14 protein-coding genes are annotated in these 16,231 nt (G+C 62.9%); 10 read left to right on the top strand and 4 right to left on the bottom strand.

Translation table 11 applies throughout. The features are described 5' to 3' along the window. The first annotated feature begins 1 nt into the window (after window position 1). Window positions 2-385 (top strand): DUF1640 domain-containing protein, encoded by a 384-nt coding sequence (locus tag BDD21_RS00320; RefSeq protein WP_120795454.1) that lies wholly within the window; start codon window positions 2-4, stop codon window positions 383-385. A 230-nt stretch (window positions 386-615) separates the two neighbouring features. On the opposite strand, the gene BDD21_RS00325 is transcribed toward BDD21_RS00320, so the two are convergent. Beyond that, the gene (locus BDD21_RS00325) at window positions 616-1,434 is read right to left on the bottom strand and encodes an arsenite methyltransferase (RefSeq protein WP_120795455.1); all 819 of its coding nucleotides are present in this window, start codon (window positions 1,432-1,434) and stop codon (window positions 616-618) included. A gap of 222 nt (window positions 1,435-1,656) precedes the next feature. Continuing rightward, window positions 1,657-2,199: a DUF1415 domain-containing protein gene (locus BDD21_RS00330; RefSeq protein WP_120795456.1), complete on the bottom strand. Its 543-nt coding sequence runs from the start codon at window positions 2,197-2,199 to the stop codon at window positions 1,657-1,659. Between the two features lie 421 nt (window positions 2,200-2,620). On the opposite strand from BDD21_RS00330, the gene BDD21_RS00335 reads away from it, so the two are divergent. The 7 genes from BDD21_RS00335 (at window position 2,621) to BDD21_RS00365 (ending at window position 10,335) form a co-directional block, all read left to right on the top strand. Beyond that, a complete protein-coding gene (locus tag BDD21_RS00335) occupies window positions 2,621-3,703 on the top strand; it encodes a hydrogenase small subunit (protein WP_120795457.1) in 1,083 nt (360 codons plus the stop codon). After that, window positions 3,700-5,490: a nickel-dependent hydrogenase large subunit gene (locus tag BDD21_RS00340; RefSeq protein WP_120795458.1), complete on the top strand. Its 1,791-nt coding sequence runs from the start codon at window positions 3,700-3,702 to the stop codon at window positions 5,488-5,490. The genes BDD21_RS00335 and BDD21_RS00340 overlap by 4 nt, the downstream gene beginning before the upstream one ends. 370 nt (window positions 5,491-5,860) lie before the next feature. Continuing rightward, entirely contained in the window at window positions 5,861-6,553 is a 693-nt protein-coding gene (cybH, locus tag BDD21_RS00345; RefSeq protein WP_120795459.1) for a Ni/Fe-hydrogenase, b-type cytochrome subunit, read from the top strand. Then, window positions 6,550-7,218 carry a HyaD/HybD family hydrogenase maturation endopeptidase gene (locus BDD21_RS00350; RefSeq protein WP_120795460.1) on the top strand — a complete coding sequence of 223 codons (669 nt, stop codon included), beginning with the start codon at window positions 6,550-6,552 and terminating at the stop codon, window positions 7,216-7,218. The genes cybH and BDD21_RS00350 overlap by 4 nt, the downstream gene beginning before the upstream one ends. Window positions 7,219-7,399: 181 nt before the next feature. After that, entirely contained in the window at window positions 7,400-8,260 is an 861-nt protein-coding gene (locus BDD21_RS00355) for a hydrogenase expression/formation protein (RefSeq protein ID WP_211334948.1), read from the top strand. Further along, window positions 8,257-8,484, top strand: a complete 228-nt coding sequence (locus BDD21_RS00360) for a rubredoxin (RefSeq protein WP_245969348.1) — start codon at window positions 8,257-8,259, stop codon at window positions 8,482-8,484. The genes BDD21_RS00355 and BDD21_RS00360 overlap by 4 nt, the downstream gene beginning before the upstream one ends. Before the next feature lie 405 nt (window positions 8,485-8,889). Further along, entirely contained in the window at window positions 8,890-10,335 is a 1,446-nt protein-coding gene (locus BDD21_RS00365) for a sigma-54-dependent transcriptional regulator (RefSeq protein WP_120795462.1), read from the top strand. Between the two features lie 329 nt (window positions 10,336-10,664). On the opposite strand, the gene BDD21_RS00370 is transcribed toward BDD21_RS00365, so the two are convergent. Together BDD21_RS00370 and BDD21_RS00375 are read right to left on the bottom strand one after the other, a co-directional pair. Continuing rightward, window positions 10,665-12,122 (bottom strand): NAD(P)/FAD-dependent oxidoreductase, encoded by a 1,458-nt coding sequence (locus tag BDD21_RS00370; protein WP_120795463.1) that lies wholly within the window; start codon window positions 12,120-12,122, stop codon window positions 10,665-10,667. Window positions 12,123-12,211: 89 nt separating this feature from the next. Beyond that, complete coding sequence (locus BDD21_RS00375) at window positions 12,212-13,993, bottom strand: SulP family inorganic anion transporter (RefSeq protein WP_120799663.1); 1,782 nt, start codon at window positions 13,991-13,993, stop codon at window positions 12,212-12,214. Between the two features lie 374 nt (window positions 13,994-14,367). Here BDD21_RS00375 and BDD21_RS00380 point away from each other — a divergent pair, with 374 nt between their 5' ends. Together BDD21_RS00380 and BDD21_RS00390 are read left to right on the top strand one after the other, a co-directional pair. Next, window positions 14,368-14,721: a YMGG-like glycine zipper-containing protein gene (locus tag BDD21_RS00380; RefSeq protein WP_120795464.1), complete on the top strand. Its 354-nt coding sequence runs from the start codon at window positions 14,368-14,370 to the stop codon at window positions 14,719-14,721. A gap of 906 nt (window positions 14,722-15,627) precedes the next feature. Next, window positions 15,628-15,975, top strand: a complete 348-nt coding sequence (locus BDD21_RS00390) for a hypothetical protein (RefSeq protein ID WP_120795466.1) — start codon at window positions 15,628-15,630, stop codon at window positions 15,973-15,975. The last annotated feature ends 256 nt before the right edge of the window (window positions 15,976-16,231 follow it).

Consider the following 16,231-nt stretch of genomic DNA (forward strand, 5'->3'; position numbering starts at 1 on the left):
CATGGGACTCGCCCTAAGACTCTATGAAAGCCTGACCGAGGCGCCGGACGATACAACCCGCTTTCGGCTCATCGTCGATACCATCGATGCCTTGGAGCAACAGTGGCCGCGCGCCGGCGATGTCGCCCTTCGGTCGGATGTCCGCGAATCCGAGCTGCGTCTCCAAAAGGAGATCGAGCAGATCAGAAGCGATCTCAAGAAAGACATCGCCGAGCTGCGCGCGGACATGCATAAGGAGATCGCCAAGCTACGGGGCGAGGTTCAGAAGGACATCGCCAATGTCCATGCCGCCATCGAGCGCACCAAGGTCGATCTGCTGAAGTGGATCGTTCCGCTGATGCTGGGCCAGGTTGCCGCACTTGCGGCCTTGGTCAAGCTCCTTTGAAGGGGCGACGCGAACCCGCGGCGCCCGCGCAGATTGCAACTAAACCGCGCCCGGTGTGGTAAGCGTCATTTGTCGGAGTGGCTTGGCTGCGCCGGCTCCGACGACTGTCGGAGCTGGCGCGGTTTAAAGTATTAAAAACTCTTAAATTCTAAACCGCGTCTCGCTGGGATCGAGGATATCTCCGAAGCCAAACGCACAATGAAAACGACGCATGGCGCTCCGGACGCGGTTTAGCCCGGCTTGATCGCCTCGATACTCGCAGAGACCAAATAGTCCGTGACCGGCGTTCCCGGGGCCCAGTCCCGGATGAATTCCCTGCTCTCGTCCTTGGGCGACACGCGCACCTGTTCGAATCCCGCCCCCTGCAGCATCTGCTCGAGCGCATCGATCCGGGCCGCCCCGGCCATGCAGCCCGTGTAGAGCGACAGATCAGACCTGAGATCGTCCGGAAGGTCCGCGGTCGCGACGATGTCCGAGATGGCCAATCGCCCGCCCGGCTTCAGCACCCGAAATGCCTCGGCGAAGACACGGGCCTTGTCCGGAGACAGGTTGATCACGCAGTTCGAGATGATGACGTCGACCGCGCCATCCGCCAGCGGCAGGTTCTCGATCTCGCCGAGTCGAAACTCGACGTTGCGGTGCCCCACCGCCTCGGCGTGCACCTGCGCGTTGAGGCGCGCCTTGGTCAGCATCTCCGGCGTCATGTCGACGCCGATGACGCGACCGGTCTCGCCGACGTGTGTGGAGGCGAGGAAACAATCGAATCCGGCACCACTGCCCAGGTCCAGCACCGTCTCGCCCGGCTTCAGCGCCGCGATCGCTTGGGGATTGCCGCAACCCAAGCCGAGATTGGCACCCTCGGGTACGGCGGCGGCCTCCGCGGCGCTGTACCCGAGCAGGGTCGATTGGATCGGCACAGGCGCGCAACAACCGCCCGAGGAAGACGGGGCGCAGCAATCCGCTCCCTCGCCCGCCGTCGCCGCTCGTGCCGTCGCGCCGTAGCGATCGCGTACCGCTTGGCGAAGGCTGTCTTGCTCGCTATTTTTCATTCTGTTCTCCCGTCGGGTCATGCCGAGAACGAACTAAACCGCATCCAGAGCGAGATGCGTCATTTTCATTTTGCATTTGGCTTTGGAGATGCCCTCGATCTCGGTGAGACGCGGTTTAAATTTAATATTCTTTAATCTCTTAAACCGCGCCGACTCCAACACTCGTTACGTCTGCCGAAACTGATCCCAACCAAAAACATCGCATACCGTGACGGGCGCGGTTTAAAAACAGGCATCCCTCAGCGCTTTCATATGGTCAAGTCCCTTCTCGCGGGCAAATGCGATGTTTCTTTCAGGGATAGCGTCCGCATCAGGATATCGCTCCAGCACATGTTCGATGCCCTCTTCGCGAAGCAGGTGCAACATCGGATAGAGCGACCTGTTCGTATAGTTTGCAGGATCAGCTTTGGGCGCATCGGCAAATCGGTAATCGGGATGGAAGCCGGCAACCTGATACTGACCTTCATAGCCTTCTGCTTCCAGAAGATCTTCCGCCATTTCGACCAAGTCCAAAAAATCATCGAAACCCGGAGATGCTGCAGGCAGGATGAGCAGCGTTGTCTCAATTGACGGAGTCATATCGAGACGGCGGCATTCCGAAAGAAACGCATGCAAACAGGATTCCGGATCGGAGGCGTCCTCCACCTGATAATGTATGGTACCGCGATTGAACTCTCGTGCCGCAAAGGGACACAACCGACATCCGATCACGATCTCGGATATCCATTTCTTGGTCTGCGCGACGACGTCGTCGGATTCAACCATGATTTATTTAGCTTATTCCGGCGAATGGAAAGGTGAATTCCGGGCGGTTCCGTAGCCACCCCCCGAAGCATGGGTGCAGTATACGCGTTCTCCCGGACAGCCGATGAACATCCGCCCGGTTCCGCCGAACGTCGAATCCGGCAAACCTGGCAACGTCCGCAACACGAGCGAAGGCCCAGAAGCCGGCAGCAGTCCGACGGCGTGACCTCGCTCGGCTGTGCCTGCTCGATTGCAAGGCGCCTTTACGCCCGGCCACCAGAATTGTCAGTCGTCTTTGCACTCCGGGCCGAGCACATTTCAGATAAATCACATAATCGATTGTTATGTATTATTAAATTATTCATGGCATCTCTTTTGCTTTTACGCTCCCCGACCGTCCGGCTCCATCCAGGCGCCGACGAACCGCGGGGACGACCAACAGATGCCAACCACCGAAACCTATTACGAGGTCATGCGGCGCCAGGGGATCACGCGCCGCAGCTTCCTCAAATTCTGTAGCCTGACGGCCACCGCGCTCGGGCTCGCGCCGGCCTTCGCCGGGAAGATCGCGCACGCGATGGAGACCAAGCCGCGGATCCCGGTCGTCTGGCTGCATGGGCTCGAATGCACCTGCTGCTCGGAGTCCTTCATCCGCTCGGCGCATCCGCTGGTGTCAGACGTGATCCTCTCGATGATCTCGCTGGATTACGACGATCTCATTATGGCGGCGGCCGGGCATCAGGCGGAGGCAATCCTGGAGGAGGTTCGCCACAAGCACGCCGGGAATTACATCTTGGCTGTCGAGGGCAACCCGCCGCTCAATCAGGACGGGATGAGCTGCATTGTCGGCGGCCGTCCCTTCGTCGAGCAGCTTCTGGAGATGGCCGACAGTTGCAAGGCCGTCATCTCCTGGGGCTCCTGCGCCTCCTGGGGCTGCGTCCAGGCGGCACGGCCTAATCCGACACGTGCCACCCCGGTCCATGAGGTCATCCGCGACAAGCCGGTCATCAAGGTGCCGGGCTGTCCACCGATCGCGGAGGTCATGACCGGGGTCCTGACCTACATCCTGACCTTCGACCGTCTACCGGAGCTCGACCGCCAGGGTCGCCCGCTGATGTTCTACGGACAGCGCATCCACGACAAGTGCTATCGCCGGCCGCACTTCGATGCCGGCCAGTTCGTCGAAGCCTGGGACGACGAGGGCGCGCGCCGCGGCTACTGTCTCTACAAGGTCGGCTGCAAGGGTCCGACCACCTACAACGCCTGCTCGACGATCCGCTGGAACGGGGGGGTCTCCTTCCCGATCCAGTCCGGACACGGCTGTATCGGCTGCTCCGAGGACGGCTTCTGGGACAAGGGCAGCTTCTATCAGCACGTCACCGATACCCACGCCTTCGGCATCGAGGCCAACGCGGATCGCACCGGCATCGCGGTTGCGACCGGCGTGGGTGCGGCCATCGCCGCCCATGCGGCCGTCAGCGTCTACAAACACGCCCAAGACAAGAAGGGAGATGACCAAGCATGAGCGTCACGACGGCCAACGGCTTCGAGCTCGATACCGCCGGACGACGTCTCGTCGTCGATCCGGTCACCCGCATCGAGGGACACCTGCGCTGCGAGGTGAATCTCGACGAGAACAACGTGATCCGCAACGCGGTCAGCACCGGGACCATGTGGCGCGGGCTCGAAGTCATCCTGCGCGGCCGCGATCCGCGCGACGCCTGGGCCTTCACGGAGCGGATCTGCGGCGTCTGCACCGGCACCCACGCCCTGACCTCGGTGCGCGCGGTCGAGGATGCGCTCGGGATCGCAATCCCGGAGAACGCCAACTCCATCCGCAACATCATGCAGCTCACGCTCCAGGCGCACGACCACCTGGTGCATTTCTATCATCTGCATGCGCTGGATTGGGTGGACGTGGTCTCCGCACTCGGAGCCGATCCAAAAGCGACGAGCGCGCTCGCGCAAAGCATCAGTGACTGGCCCAAGTCCTCGCCGGGCTATTTCCGCGACGTGCAGAATCGGCTCAAGCGCTTCGTGGAGTCGGGCCAGCTCGGACCCTTCATGAACGGCTACTGGGGCAGTCCGGCCTACAAACTGCCGCCCGAGGCCAATCTGATGGCGGTCACCCACTATCTGGAGGCGCTCGACTTCCAGAAGGAGATCGTGAAGATCCACACCGTTTATGGCGGCAAGAACCCGCATCCGAACTGGCTGGTCGGCGGGATGCCCTGCGCCATCAATGTCGGCGGCACGGGCGCGGTCGGCGCGATCAACATGGAGCGGCTGAATCTCGTCAGCAGCATCATCGACCAGACCATCGCGTTCATCGACAAGGTCTATATCCCGGACCTGATCGCGATCGCCTCCTTCTATAAGGACTGGACCTACGGCGGCGGGCTGAGCAGTCAGGCGGTGATGTCCTACGGCGACATCCCGGATCATGCGAACGACGACTCGGCCGATAATCTGCTCCTACCGCGCGGGGCCATCATCAACGGCAATCTCAACGAGATCCACGAGATCGACCTGCGCAACCCCGAGGAGATCCAGGAGTTCGTCGACCATTCCTGGTTCAGCTACAAGGACGAGACGCGCGGTCTGCATCCCTGGGACGGGGTAACCGAGCCCAACTTCGTGCTGGGACCCAACGCCGTCGGCACGCGCACCCGCATCGAGGCGGTCGACGAGCAGGCCAAATACTCGTGGGTCAAGGCTCCGCGGTGGCGCGGTCACGCGATGGAGGTCGGTCCGCTGGCGCGCTATGTCATCGGCTACGCCCAGGGCAACCCTGAGTTTAAGGAGCCGGTCGACAAGCTGCTGACCGATCTCGGACTGCCGCTCGAGGCAATCTTCTCGACCCTGGGGCGCACCGCCGCACGCGGGCTCGAAGCCTCCTGGGCGGCCCACAAGATGCGCTATTTCCAGAACAAGCTGGTCGCCAACATCAAGGCCGGCGATACGGCGACGGCGAATGTCGACAACTGGGATCCCAAGACCTGGCCGAAGGAGGCACGCGGTGTGGGCACGACCGAGGCACCGCGCGGAGCGCTCGGACACTGGATCGTTATCAAGCACGGCAAAATCGAGAACTACCAGGCGGTCGTGCCGACCACCTGGAACGGCTCGCCGCGCGACCCGGCGGGGAACATCGGGGCCTTCGAGGCGTCGCTGCTCAACACCCCGCTGGCCAAGGCGGACGAGCCTTTGGAGATCCTGCGCACGCTGCACAGCTTCGATCCCTGTCTCGCCTGTGCAACGCACATCATGGGGCCGGACGGGGAGGAGCTCACCCGCGTCAAGGTCCGCTAAAACGCGTCTTGGCGTCCTTTGATGGGGTCGAGGTGAACTCAGCCTCGCCGCCCCCTTGCGAACTTGGTGGGGACGCGTTTTAGGTGATTATTTTCGAGAGAGAAGAGGCTCGGCGGTGTTCGGATCGGCCGCTTATGCCCACGCTCGTGTGTGGGAATGCCGGCCGCCCGCTCAGGCGGGCCCTGAAGCGACGTCGGAACGTCGAGATCCGCCCACCCCGGGAAGTCAGGAACTCGTGACATCCGCTCCGCGGTGTCACGCATGCCCCGTGGCGCTCTGCGCCACGTGACACGATGGCCGCAATGACGAACGAGGCCCGGGGCTTTCCTCTGTGCACCCCGGATTCATCGCTCACACTCGGGACGACAACATGAACACCAGCCTTCCAGAGGTCAGACGAACCGCCGTCTATGTTTATCAGGCGCCCTTGCGGGCCTGGCATTGGATCAACGCACTCTCGATCACGATCCTGGCCATCAGCGGCTATCTGATCGGCAGCCCGCTGCCGACCTTGCCGGGCGAGGCCAGTGATCATTATGTGATGGGCTATATCCGCTTCGCGCATTTCGCCGCGGCCTATGTCTTCGTGATCGCCTTCCTCTTCCGGATCTATTGGGCCTTCGTGGGCAACCGCTATTCTCACCAATTGTTCACTCTGCCCTTCTGGCGCGCGAGCTTCTGGCACGAGCTGATTCACGAGGTCCGCTGGTATGCCTTCAAGGAGGTCGAGCCGGCCAAGTATATCGGTCACAATCCGCTGGCTCACCTCTTCATGGTGGTCATCATCACGGTCGGCGGTCTGGTGATGATCGTCACGGGATTTGCGCTCTATTCGGAGCAGACCGGGCTCGGGACTTGGCAAGACCAGCTGTTCGGCTGGGTCATCCCCTTCGTCGGCCAAAGCCAAGACGTGCGCATGTGGCACCACTGGGGCATGTGGGTCATCGTCGTTTTCGTGATGCTGCACGTCTACACCGCCATTCGCGAGGACATCATGTCGCGCCAGAGCCTGATCAGCACCATGATCAGCGGCTGGCGGATGTTCAAGGATGACCGGCCATGAGCGATCGAACCATCGGGAACGACGCCGCCGTCCTGGTCCTGGGTATCGGCAACCTGCTCTGGGCCGACGAAGGCTTTGGCGTGCGGGCGGTGGAGGCGATGCAACGCGACTGGGTCATGCCGTCCAACGTCCAACTGCTGGATGGCGGAACCCAGGGCATCTATCTGGTCGACCGGGTTCGCACGGCCGATGTGCTGGTGGTCTTCGATGCGGTCGACTACGGGCTGCCGCCGGGCACCATGAAGCGGGTCGAGGGCGACGAGGTGCCGCGCTTTCTCGGTGCCAAGAAGATGAGCCTGCACCAGACCGGGTTCCAGGAGGTGCTCGCGCTCGCGGCCATGCTCGGCGACTACCCGGAACATCTGCTCCTGATCGGCGTTCAGCCGGTCGAGCTGGATGACTTCGGCGGCAGCCTGGGCCCGCAGGTCAAGGCGCGGATCGCCCCGGCGATCGCGATGGCGTTGGAATACCTGGCACAGTTCGGCGTCGTGGCGCAGCGGCGCAGCGATTCGAGCAGCGACACCCATGATCTGCCCCATCCGTCGCTCGATCTGAACGCCTACGAAGCCGGTCGGCCGGCACCCGAGGTCGCCTGCCGGATCGCCGACGAGCGCGTCCTGGCGGGCCTGTCCGGCCCGGCGATCCACCTTGAAGATCGTCCCTGACTTTGGTGCGTGGTAGATCATGTTGGCGCGCCGGCTTCGGCACGACTGTCTCTCACGGAGACACGGAGGCACGGAGAGGCAGAGATAGGGAACGCACCAGACGATGTCGATCACATGTCTGTTCATCCGTGTCTCCGTGTCTCCGTGAGAGATTCCGCAAATCGATAGAGATCAAACAAATATGACGACACCGATAGACCTCACGACGACACGACGGATGCCGGGCACACCCTTAAGCGTGGTCGTCGACGAAGGCCCCGACTATCTCTTGATGCCAAAGGGCATGGCGACGTACCAAGCCCCTCTGCTACCCGAGCCGGAGACACTCGATGGCTGCGCGGCCGGACTGGATCAGTTGCGGCATCTGCATGCGATCCTGGCACGGCATTGCGTTGGCCAGCCTGCGGACGTCCTGGACCTGAACCCGCTCGATATCATCAATCTCCAGTTCGTCGACCAGACCCTCGGCGAGGGCGAGGTCAGCGTCATTCAACAGGGTCTGGACGAGACGCGTGCGCAGGAGACGCGGCTCGCCGGGATCTGGCGGCTGCGCGTCCCCGCCTCGGACGGCTCTGCGGGCCGCGAGCTGATCGAGGTGGCCGAGATCCCGAGCTTCGTGAGGGACAGCGCCTTTCTCGGGACGACCGAGACGATCGGACCCGTCGGAGACCTCCCGGACGGGGTCATGAACGCCCCGGCGCTGATCGCCGAGATCGAGGCCAAGGTCGCCGAATGGCGTCCCGGCACCGCGGCCCACATCATCAATCTGACCTTGCTCCCCATGACCGAGCAGGATCACGCCTATCTCGACGAGCGCCTCGGCCGCGGACATGTGACCATCCTCTCGCGCGGCTACGGAAGCTGCCGGATCGTCGCCGGCGGCATTCGGCAGGTCTGGTGGGTGCAGCACTTCAACTCGGACGATCGTCTCATCCTGAGCACGCTCGAGGTCACGGATGTCCCCATCGCCGCTCTGGCCGCACAGGAAGACATCGACGACAGCCGCGACCGGCTGGCTGAGATTCTGGAGGCATTGGGTTGAACCCGGGTACGTGTGTCGGCGAGCCGGATGAGGACCCCGTCAATACCGGCGCACGGGGCACCGATTCACGCATGGAATGTCGGATCTGCTGGTACATCTACGACCCGGCCGAGGGAGATCCGGTCGGGCAGGTCCCACCCGATACCGCATTCGCCGACCTCCCGGACCACTGGTGCTGTCCGCGTTGCGACAGCGACAAGTCCCATTTCTTGCCCGCCATGTAGGTTGGTTGAGCGCAGCGTCATCCGACAGGCGGCATGTCAGCCTGAATCCGGCATTTGGAAACGCAAAGGCGCAAAGGACGCAAAGGAAAACAAGAATTTGCAACACGAGGACGTTCACCCCCCGGGCGAGCATCATCATTGAAGCAAGGCATTGAACGCCTTTGCGTTCTTTGCGGTTCAACTGCTCTTTCCGGGTCACCGGTTGCGGACGTCGATGTCGAATGACGACGCGCAACACCCTCGACAGCACAGCCGAGTGGTGTACCGGGCGTGCGGAACCCGACCTGCCCGACACACGACAGACCTTGCGCGCCCCGCCCCTTTGCGGTTCAAATCCGTGCAGAGTCCCTACTCGACCGCGACCGAATCCGCCGCCGAAACGATGCCCACACCCGAGCCCCCCGCGTGAGCGCCACCCGACCGACCGTTCTGCTGGTCGACGACGAGCCGCTCTCCCTCGAAACCCTGACCCGGACGCTCGACGAGTCGTTCGAGGTGCTGACGGCAACCAGTGCAGCGGCTGCGGAGGCGTTGCTCGCCGAAGAGTGGGTTCAAGTCGTCGTCACCGATCAGCGGATGCCCGAGACGACCGGGGTGGAGTTCCTCGCGCGGATCCGCGAGCGTTGGCCCGACGTGGTGCGCATCATCATCTCGGGCTACACGGATCCGGGCGATATCATCGACGGCATCAACCGCGCCGGCATCTATCAGTACATCACCAAGCCCTGGCATCCCGACACGCTCCTGCTGACCGTCGGGAACGCCTGTCATCTGTACCGGCTCCAGCGCGAGCATGCCCTGCTCTCGCTCGAAACCCGTCTCACCGCAGCGAGCTTGGAGCAGCGACTCGCCGAGCAGCGCGCCCGCCTTAAGCGGACCTTTCGGCTCGACGCCATCGTGCGCAGCCGCGGAGGGCCGCTCGACGCGGTCTGCGACCTGGTCGAGCGCGTTGCCCCCTACGACATCCCGGTCCTGCTGACCGGAGAGTCCGGCACCGGCAAGGAGCTTTTCGCCCGCGCGCTGCACTACAACAGCCACCGCGCCGACAAGCCCTTTGTCGCCGAGAACTGCGGCGCCATGCCGGATCAACTCCTCGAAAGCGAGCTGTTCGGACACAAAAAAGGCGCCTTCACCGGCGCCGTCAACGACCGGATCGGTCTTTTCGAGCAGGCCGATGGCGGCACCATCTTCCTCGACGAGATCGGCGAGGTCTCGCGGACCTTTCAGGTCAAGCTGCTGCGCGTCCTGCAGGAAGGCGAGGTGCGTCCGCTCGGGAGCAACCAGCGGCGTCGGGTCGACGTGCGTGTCGTGGCGGCCACCAATCGGTCGCTCGAGACCGAGATCGGCGAGGGCCGGTTCCGGGAGGATCTCTATTACAGGCTCGCCGCGGTGCGCCTGCATCTGCCGCCGCTGCGCGAACGACCGGCCGACATCCCGGTGCTCGCTCGCCATCACCTGAAAGCGGCCGTGGCGGCCTTCGGCAAACCCGTGAAGGGACTGAGCGCCGAGGTGATCGACCGCTTCCAACGCTATCGGTGGCCGGGAAATGTGCGCGAGCTGCAGAACGAGATCCAGCGGATGCTGGTGATGACCGACACGGACGAGCTCGGGATCGAGGTCCTGGATCCGAGGATCTCGGGTGCGGATCCACACGCGGACGAACCAGAAGCACCGGAGCCGATTGATCCGACCCTCAAGGCACGGATCGAGGCGCTGGAGACCCGGGTCCTGCGCGAGGCGCTCGAGCGCCACCGTTGGAACAAGTCACAGGCCGCCGCGGAACTCGGTCTCTCGCGGGTCGGCCTGAGTGCGAAGATCGAGCGCTATGGTCTGGCCAAGCGCTCGGTATAGATCACACGCGGCGAGGGTCCGCCGTTCGCCAGGCATCGCTCACGAGACCGGCAAGCCAACCCTTCAGGTGCTCGTGACACCGCTCTGCGGTCGCTACGCCTTATGGACATGATGCGCTTTCATCATCAACTTCAGAATCTTCAAATTGATGATGACGAAGCGGATGAGCTGCCACAGGAGTGATGTCCGCATATACCGCGTGAACCGTGTCGGCACAGGTGGATAATAGGCTTGCTGATAGGGTTCTCGATTCTTCGCGCCCATGGTCTTTTCTCCCGGATCTCTGATGACGGATATCGGATGACGGCTGTCGAATGTCTACTGGCGGATCAATCGGGCAGAAGCGACCAACCGGGTCGCAGTTTGGCCTGATAGATGAATACATGGTGCAGGATGTATTTCATCCAATGCCCCGCCAATCCGACCTCGCCGAAGGTGAGATCCATATCCCGGCCGTATTCGGGATAGGTGTCGTAATCCGGCACAACCGGGAAGACGGTCATGGTGGCCGCGGTCCCTTTGAAGATGTCGGACCCGGTCGAGGCGACACAGGCCGCGCCGATCTCGGCCAAGGACGCCGTGTGGGTCGGCCCCGCGGCGCCTTGGATCATGTCGCGGATACTCATCGCCACGGCCTTGCCGATCGCCGCCGACGGCATGCCGGTGCGCGGCGGTGTGGGGTTGATCGGGGTGCCGTTGGTGCTCTTCATCGGCTTGCTGATGAGATGCGGCGGCGCGAATGCGATCCCGACGGCGAAGATGTTCTTGTAGCCGGGGGTCTGATAGGTCTTCGGCCAATCCTCCGGACCCCAATCCTCGTAAGGCTTGACAGCATAATCCGCGTCCACCTTCATAAAGCCGTTGGGCGCGAAGATCTGCGGCGTGATGTCGGCGCCGGACTTGTCGAAGGCCTGCAAGGGCACGCCGGCGAACGGCGGGATCAGCATGGCGAAATCAAAATCCATCTCGTGGAAACTGCCGTCGAGCAACTCGTAGTGGATCTTGCCCGGCTCCACCTTCGTCACATGCGCGCGCGTAACCCAGCCGATTCCGCGCTCGACCATCATGGACTCGGCAAAGACCTTGCCGTTCGTGACATAGCCGCCGCGTTTGATATGCACGCCGCCCATACCGAAGTCGCCGAGCTCGTATTCGTTGCTGATCCACACGAGCTTCGCCTTGTCGCGGACGCCGGCCTCGCGCAGGCTGTGGTCGATGTTGTAGATGTACTCGAATGCGGCACCCTGACAGGTGCACATGCCATGACCCGTACCGACGACGAAGGTCTTGGTCGCACCCGCCTTCATGGCGGCGATCATCTCCTGCAGATGTGCGTTCGCCTCCAAGGCATGCGACGGGGTGCAGACCGAAAGGCTGTGCCCGCCCTCCGGGCCGAGACCCGGGGTCGCGCCGAAGTTCAGCTTGGGGCCGGTTGCGTTGACCAGATAGTCGTATTCGAGCGTTTCGGTCTGCCCGACGCGGGCCGGGTCCGTATACTCGACGGTCACGTAAGGCGATGTCCGATCCGCACCGCCCTCGGGATGAATGGATATGGCCCGCGCCTGACGAAAGTCGACACCGAGCTTCTTGTAGATGGGCGCAAGCGGAAAGGTCACCTGCTTCTCGGTCATCTCGCCGACGCCGACCCAGATGTTGGACGGGATCCAGTTCCACTTCGGGTTCGGCGAAACCACGGTGATCGGATGCGCTCGACCGAGCCATTTGCCGAGATATCGCGCAACCGTGTGCCCGGAAATGCCGGCTCCAAGGATAAGGATTCGTGCCATCTGTTGAGTCTCGCGGTAGGTGCAGTGACCAGACGCTAACAAGTTGCTCGGCGCCTGACAAAGACATGGATCAATGGATTCGACATCCGTCAGGGGGTCGCCGGCAGCTTCGACCGACCCGACCCGCACTCCGTGAAGATCGGCTTCGGACAGGTCGCGCAGACGGATTTGTCCAGCTTTTGGTAAATCGCGCGAATCGCGGCGTTCTTGGCCTGAAAGACATTGCGTCCGCCGGTCGCGTCGATGCAACCGCAGCGTTCGAGCGCCTCCCAGAGCCCGGCTTTGACGTTGATGAGATAAAGCCCCCCGCCCTCGGCCTGGCGCCGCTTGGCCTCGCGCACCAACGTCTCGCCGCCCTGCAGATCGACAAAGTTGATGCCGTCGGCGAGGATCGCGAGATGCTTCTGTCCCGGATGCGTCGCGCGTAGCCGGTCGAAGGCGCTCTCCACATGCGCGACCGAGCCGAAGAAAAGCGAGCCGTCAATCCGCATGATGTTCAGCTGCGGGCATTGCGCGACGTCCGGCTCGCAGGAGAAGGCCCGATTGGGCAGGCGCGGATCCGGTGCCAGATTGACGATGCGCGGCTTGGAGGTGCGATCCAGATAGAGCACCAGCGAGAGCAAAACACCGGCGAAGATGGCGAACTCGAGCTCGAGGAAGAGCGCGGAGAAGAAGGTCACCGCCAACACCGAGGTCTCGCGTTTGGACGCCTTGAGGATGTGCCCGATTTCCTCGAAATCGATCAGCCCCCAAGCGACCAAAAAGAGCAGTCCGGCCATCGCGGCGTTCGGTAGATAACTGGCGTAGGGCGCGACCAAGGGTACGATCCCGATCAGCAGCACGCCCGCGAAGATCGCCGCCAAGGGCGTGCGTGCACCGGCGGCATAGTTCACGCCGCTGCGGTTGAAGGAACCGGTCGCCACGTAGGCCGAGAAGAAGGAGCCGGCGATGTTCGACAAGCCTTGACCGATAAACTCCTGGTTGCCGTCGATGCGATAGCCCCCGCGTGCCGCCAGCGAGCGGCCGATCGACACCGCCTCGGTAAGCGCAAACAGGGTCACCGCCAAGGCGGTCGGAGCCAGCTCCTTGATGTGATCGAAGGTCAGATCCGGGGCCGACAGCGGGGGAAAACCCGTCGGCAAGGCCCCGACGGTCGCGATCCCGGTCACCTCGTTGCCGAGCCAGGCATCGAGTCCGACGGCGATCAGACTGCCGCCGAGCATGGCGGCGATCATGTAGGGGATCTTCGGCAGCCAACGCTTGAAGAGGATACCGATCAGCAAGGTCGAGACCGCCACCAGCGTGGTCGCCGGGTTGATCTCGAGCAGATGATGACCGAACTGGATCAGGATGTCGTGCAGGTGCCCCCCGCTGTCCATCTCGATGCCGAAGAAATGCTTGAGCTGCTTGGCGGCAATCAAGAGCGCCGCGCCTGCGGTAAAGCCCACGACCACCGAGTGCGAGATGAAGTTCACCAGGGTCCCCATGCGCGCGAGACCGAGTGCAAGCTCCATGAGCCCGACCATAAAGGTCAGGGTTAGTGCAAGGGCCACATAGTCCGGCGATCCCGGCAGCGCCATCACCGACAAGGCGGAAAACAAGACGACCGAGGCCGCCGTCGTCGGTCCCGAAACCAGGTGACGCGAAGACCCGAACAGTGCCGCGATGATGGCGGGCACCATCCCGGCATAGAGCCCGTATTCGGGCGGCATGCCGGCGATCGTCGCGAAGGCGACGGCCTGCGGCAGCACGACCAGCGCCCCGATGATGGCGGCGAGCGCATCCGCCTTGATCTCCGTGCGCCCGACCCCGGGCAGCCACGACATGAATGGAATCAACCAGGACCAGCGTTGGGAGATCGGAGACTGCATCTGGGATGGATCTCGTCGAAGGTATCCAAGACGATCGCGCTGGATGCGCGCGACGCCCGGTCGGCCGGTTCGCGGCAAAGCAAATTGCCCGGGGTCCGTGGAAAGCACCATCAAGTATACTCGACACCCCTCCGGAGCAAGCATGGTCGCCGCGGCGGCGCGGCGGCGACCCAGTCGTTTGCCCTTCGCAGCCGACGCGGCATCCAAAATGAGCAAGACCCCGCGGAGAGCGCACATTGCCCTCTCGTTTCCTGCGGCCAGTCTTCCTACGGTGACTCCTGATCGACTCTGCAATCTGCGTAATCGAATGGTCTAAAGTTAAGTCAGCAGGATGTCGTGCGCAGCACGACGCCCGATGCACGAGGAACCGTCCGATGAGACACATCACAATTGCAGTTGCAGTTGCACTCTCCTCCGCACTCGCCCTGAGCGCCTGCGGAAGCACAACCACTTCGCGGACCGGAACCGGCGCGATGCTGGGTGCCGGAACCGGCGCAGCAATCGGCTCCATGAGCGGAAACGCCGGCAAGGGAGCATTGATCGGCGCAGGCGCCGGTGCCCTGGGCGGCTACATTTACGACCAGAACCAAAGGGCAGACCGCGAGCAGTATCAAAGGCAAAACCGCAGCGACTATGGTTACGACCGGGGTTATGACCAGGGCTATGACCAGGGTCGACAAGACAGACGTTATCAGAGTGACAGGCAGAACAGTCCGTTTTGGTACTAAACCGAGCCGGCCCGGCAGACTTGACGACTGTTGGCGCCGGCGCGGTCAAGCCGATCCAACACACGACGCATATCGCACCGGGCGCGGTTTAAGGTGATTTCCGGGAAAGGATCTACCGACAGAGCCGGAGCCAAAGTAAGTCGTCGAAGGTTCTACTCGTTGTCGTTGTCGTTGTCGTTGTCGTTGTCGTGATCGGATTCCGGACGAACCGATCCTTCCGCGCCCATCCGATCTGCCGGAAGCAAGGTCGCGAAGCGGCGCGCCCCCGGGATAGACGACTTGCAGTCGTCCTCTTCAGCCGGACCGACGGCCCGCGACGTCGCGGTCAACGCGACGCACTTGAGAACCGCGCCGAACGCGCTTCGGCACCGGTTTCCGTTTTGCTCATCCGTTCGCGATCGTCCTCTCCTTTCAGGTGTTGCCCGACGCGACGGTCGTGCGAGCGAGGCCCGTGGGAAAGGACGACTGCAAGTCGTCTATCCCCGGGGGGTGTCGCCGTTTCGCGACGACCGTGGGCGTCACTTCCGACCCGTCGTCTGCGCAGTTGGGATGTCGATTCCCGGCAATCACCTAACTCGACATCCTGATCTGCACCTACAACAACCCCGCCTTCCGGAGCTGACCCTTGAGGCCCTGAAGCCGCAAGCCCGCCATCGATGGATCGGGGAATCCTGGTGGTGGACAAGACTCGGGGACCGAGCGCTGCGCCGGGATTGGCTGGCCGGCGCCGGAATCGTCCTGCGTCGCACCACGCTGGAGCACCGCGGATGGATCGAGCAGCAGCTTCTCGATGACCGGATCGGCAAACGCTTGATCTCGGACGGAGACGTGGAGATCGGCCTGCGCGCATCGCGCGCGTCGCCGAGGTCTGATACAACCCGGCATGCAGGCTGCGACATATAATCCTTGATCATCCCGGCTCACCGCACCTCGCGGCCGTACCTGCGCCTGAGGATGGTCTTCGGCGTGGGTGCGAGCGGCCACAATACCGGGGCACCGACCTGCACCGGCACATACCCGGCCTGGCTTTTGCACGCCGCAGGCCAATCCATGCGACTCTTACAGCAGGGACTGCGACGCACCGTCGGCGACCACGATCACCGCCGACCCGACCGCGACATCGGGATTGCCCTCGGTTTGGTCATGGACTGGTGGTCGGCCGCGTGGCAGATGCTCCGCATGCGCCGGGCTTCGCGTCGTCGGCTGCTCGGCGGCAACCTCGCGACCCGCCGAAAACATGCGATGCGGGGCTAAACCGCGTCCAGAGCGAGAGGCTCACTTTCGAGTGCGTTCGACGTCTGGTGCATCCACGGCCCCTAGCGGAGGCGTGATTTAAAATGATATATTTTTTAGTATCTTAAACCGCGCCGCCTCCAGCGGTCGTCTAATCCGCCGGGACCGATCCCATCCAAGAACATCGCATACCGCGCTCGGTGCGGTTGATCACCCGACCGATGCGCTGAGGAGGCTGGCGATTCGCCACCCTCGGCAACAATCAGCACACATCCAT

It is taken from the genome of Thiocapsa rosea (assembly GCF_003634315.1).
GTDB lineage: Bacteria > Pseudomonadota > Gammaproteobacteria > Chromatiales > Chromatiaceae > Thiocapsa > Thiocapsa rosea.

Bases quoted from the DNA above. Each gene is read 5' to 3' on its own strand.
- BDD21_RS00350 (WP_120795460.1), top strand. From the start codon at position 6,550: ATGAGCGATCGAACCATCGGGAACGACGCCGCCGTCCTGGTCCTGGGT.
- BDD21_RS00335 (WP_120795457.1), top strand. From the start codon at position 2,621: ATGCCAACCACCGAAACCTATTACGAGGTCATGCGGCGCCAGGGGATC.
- BDD21_RS00325 (WP_120795455.1), bottom strand. From the start codon at position 1,434: ATGAAAAATAGCGAGCAAGACAGCCTTCGCCAAGCGGTACGCGATCGC.
- cybH (WP_120795459.1), top strand. From the start codon at position 5,861: ATGAACACCAGCCTTCCAGAGGTCAGACGAACCGCCGTCTATGTTTAT.
- BDD21_RS00340 (WP_120795458.1), top strand. From the start codon at position 3,700: ATGAGCGTCACGACGGCCAACGGCTTCGAGCTCGATACCGCCGGACGA.
- BDD21_RS00355 (WP_211334948.1), top strand. From the start codon at position 7,400: ATGACGACACCGATAGACCTCACGACGACACGACGGATGCCGGGCACA.
- BDD21_RS00375 (WP_120799663.1), bottom strand. From the start codon at position 13,993: ATGCAGTCTCCGATCTCCCAACGCTGGTCCTGGTTGATTCCATTCATG.
- BDD21_RS00380 (WP_120795464.1), top strand. From the start codon at position 14,368: ATGAGACACATCACAATTGCAGTTGCAGTTGCACTCTCCTCCGCACTC.
- BDD21_RS00330 (WP_120795456.1), bottom strand. From the start codon at position 2,199: ATGGTTGAATCCGACGACGTCGTCGCGCAGACCAAGAAATGGATATCC.
- BDD21_RS00370 (WP_120795463.1), bottom strand. From the start codon at position 12,122: ATGGCACGAATCCTTATCCTTGGAGCCGGCATTTCCGGGCACACGGTT.
- BDD21_RS00320 (WP_120795454.1), top strand. From the start codon at position 2: ATGGGACTCGCCCTAAGACTCTATGAAAGCCTGACCGAGGCGCCGGAC.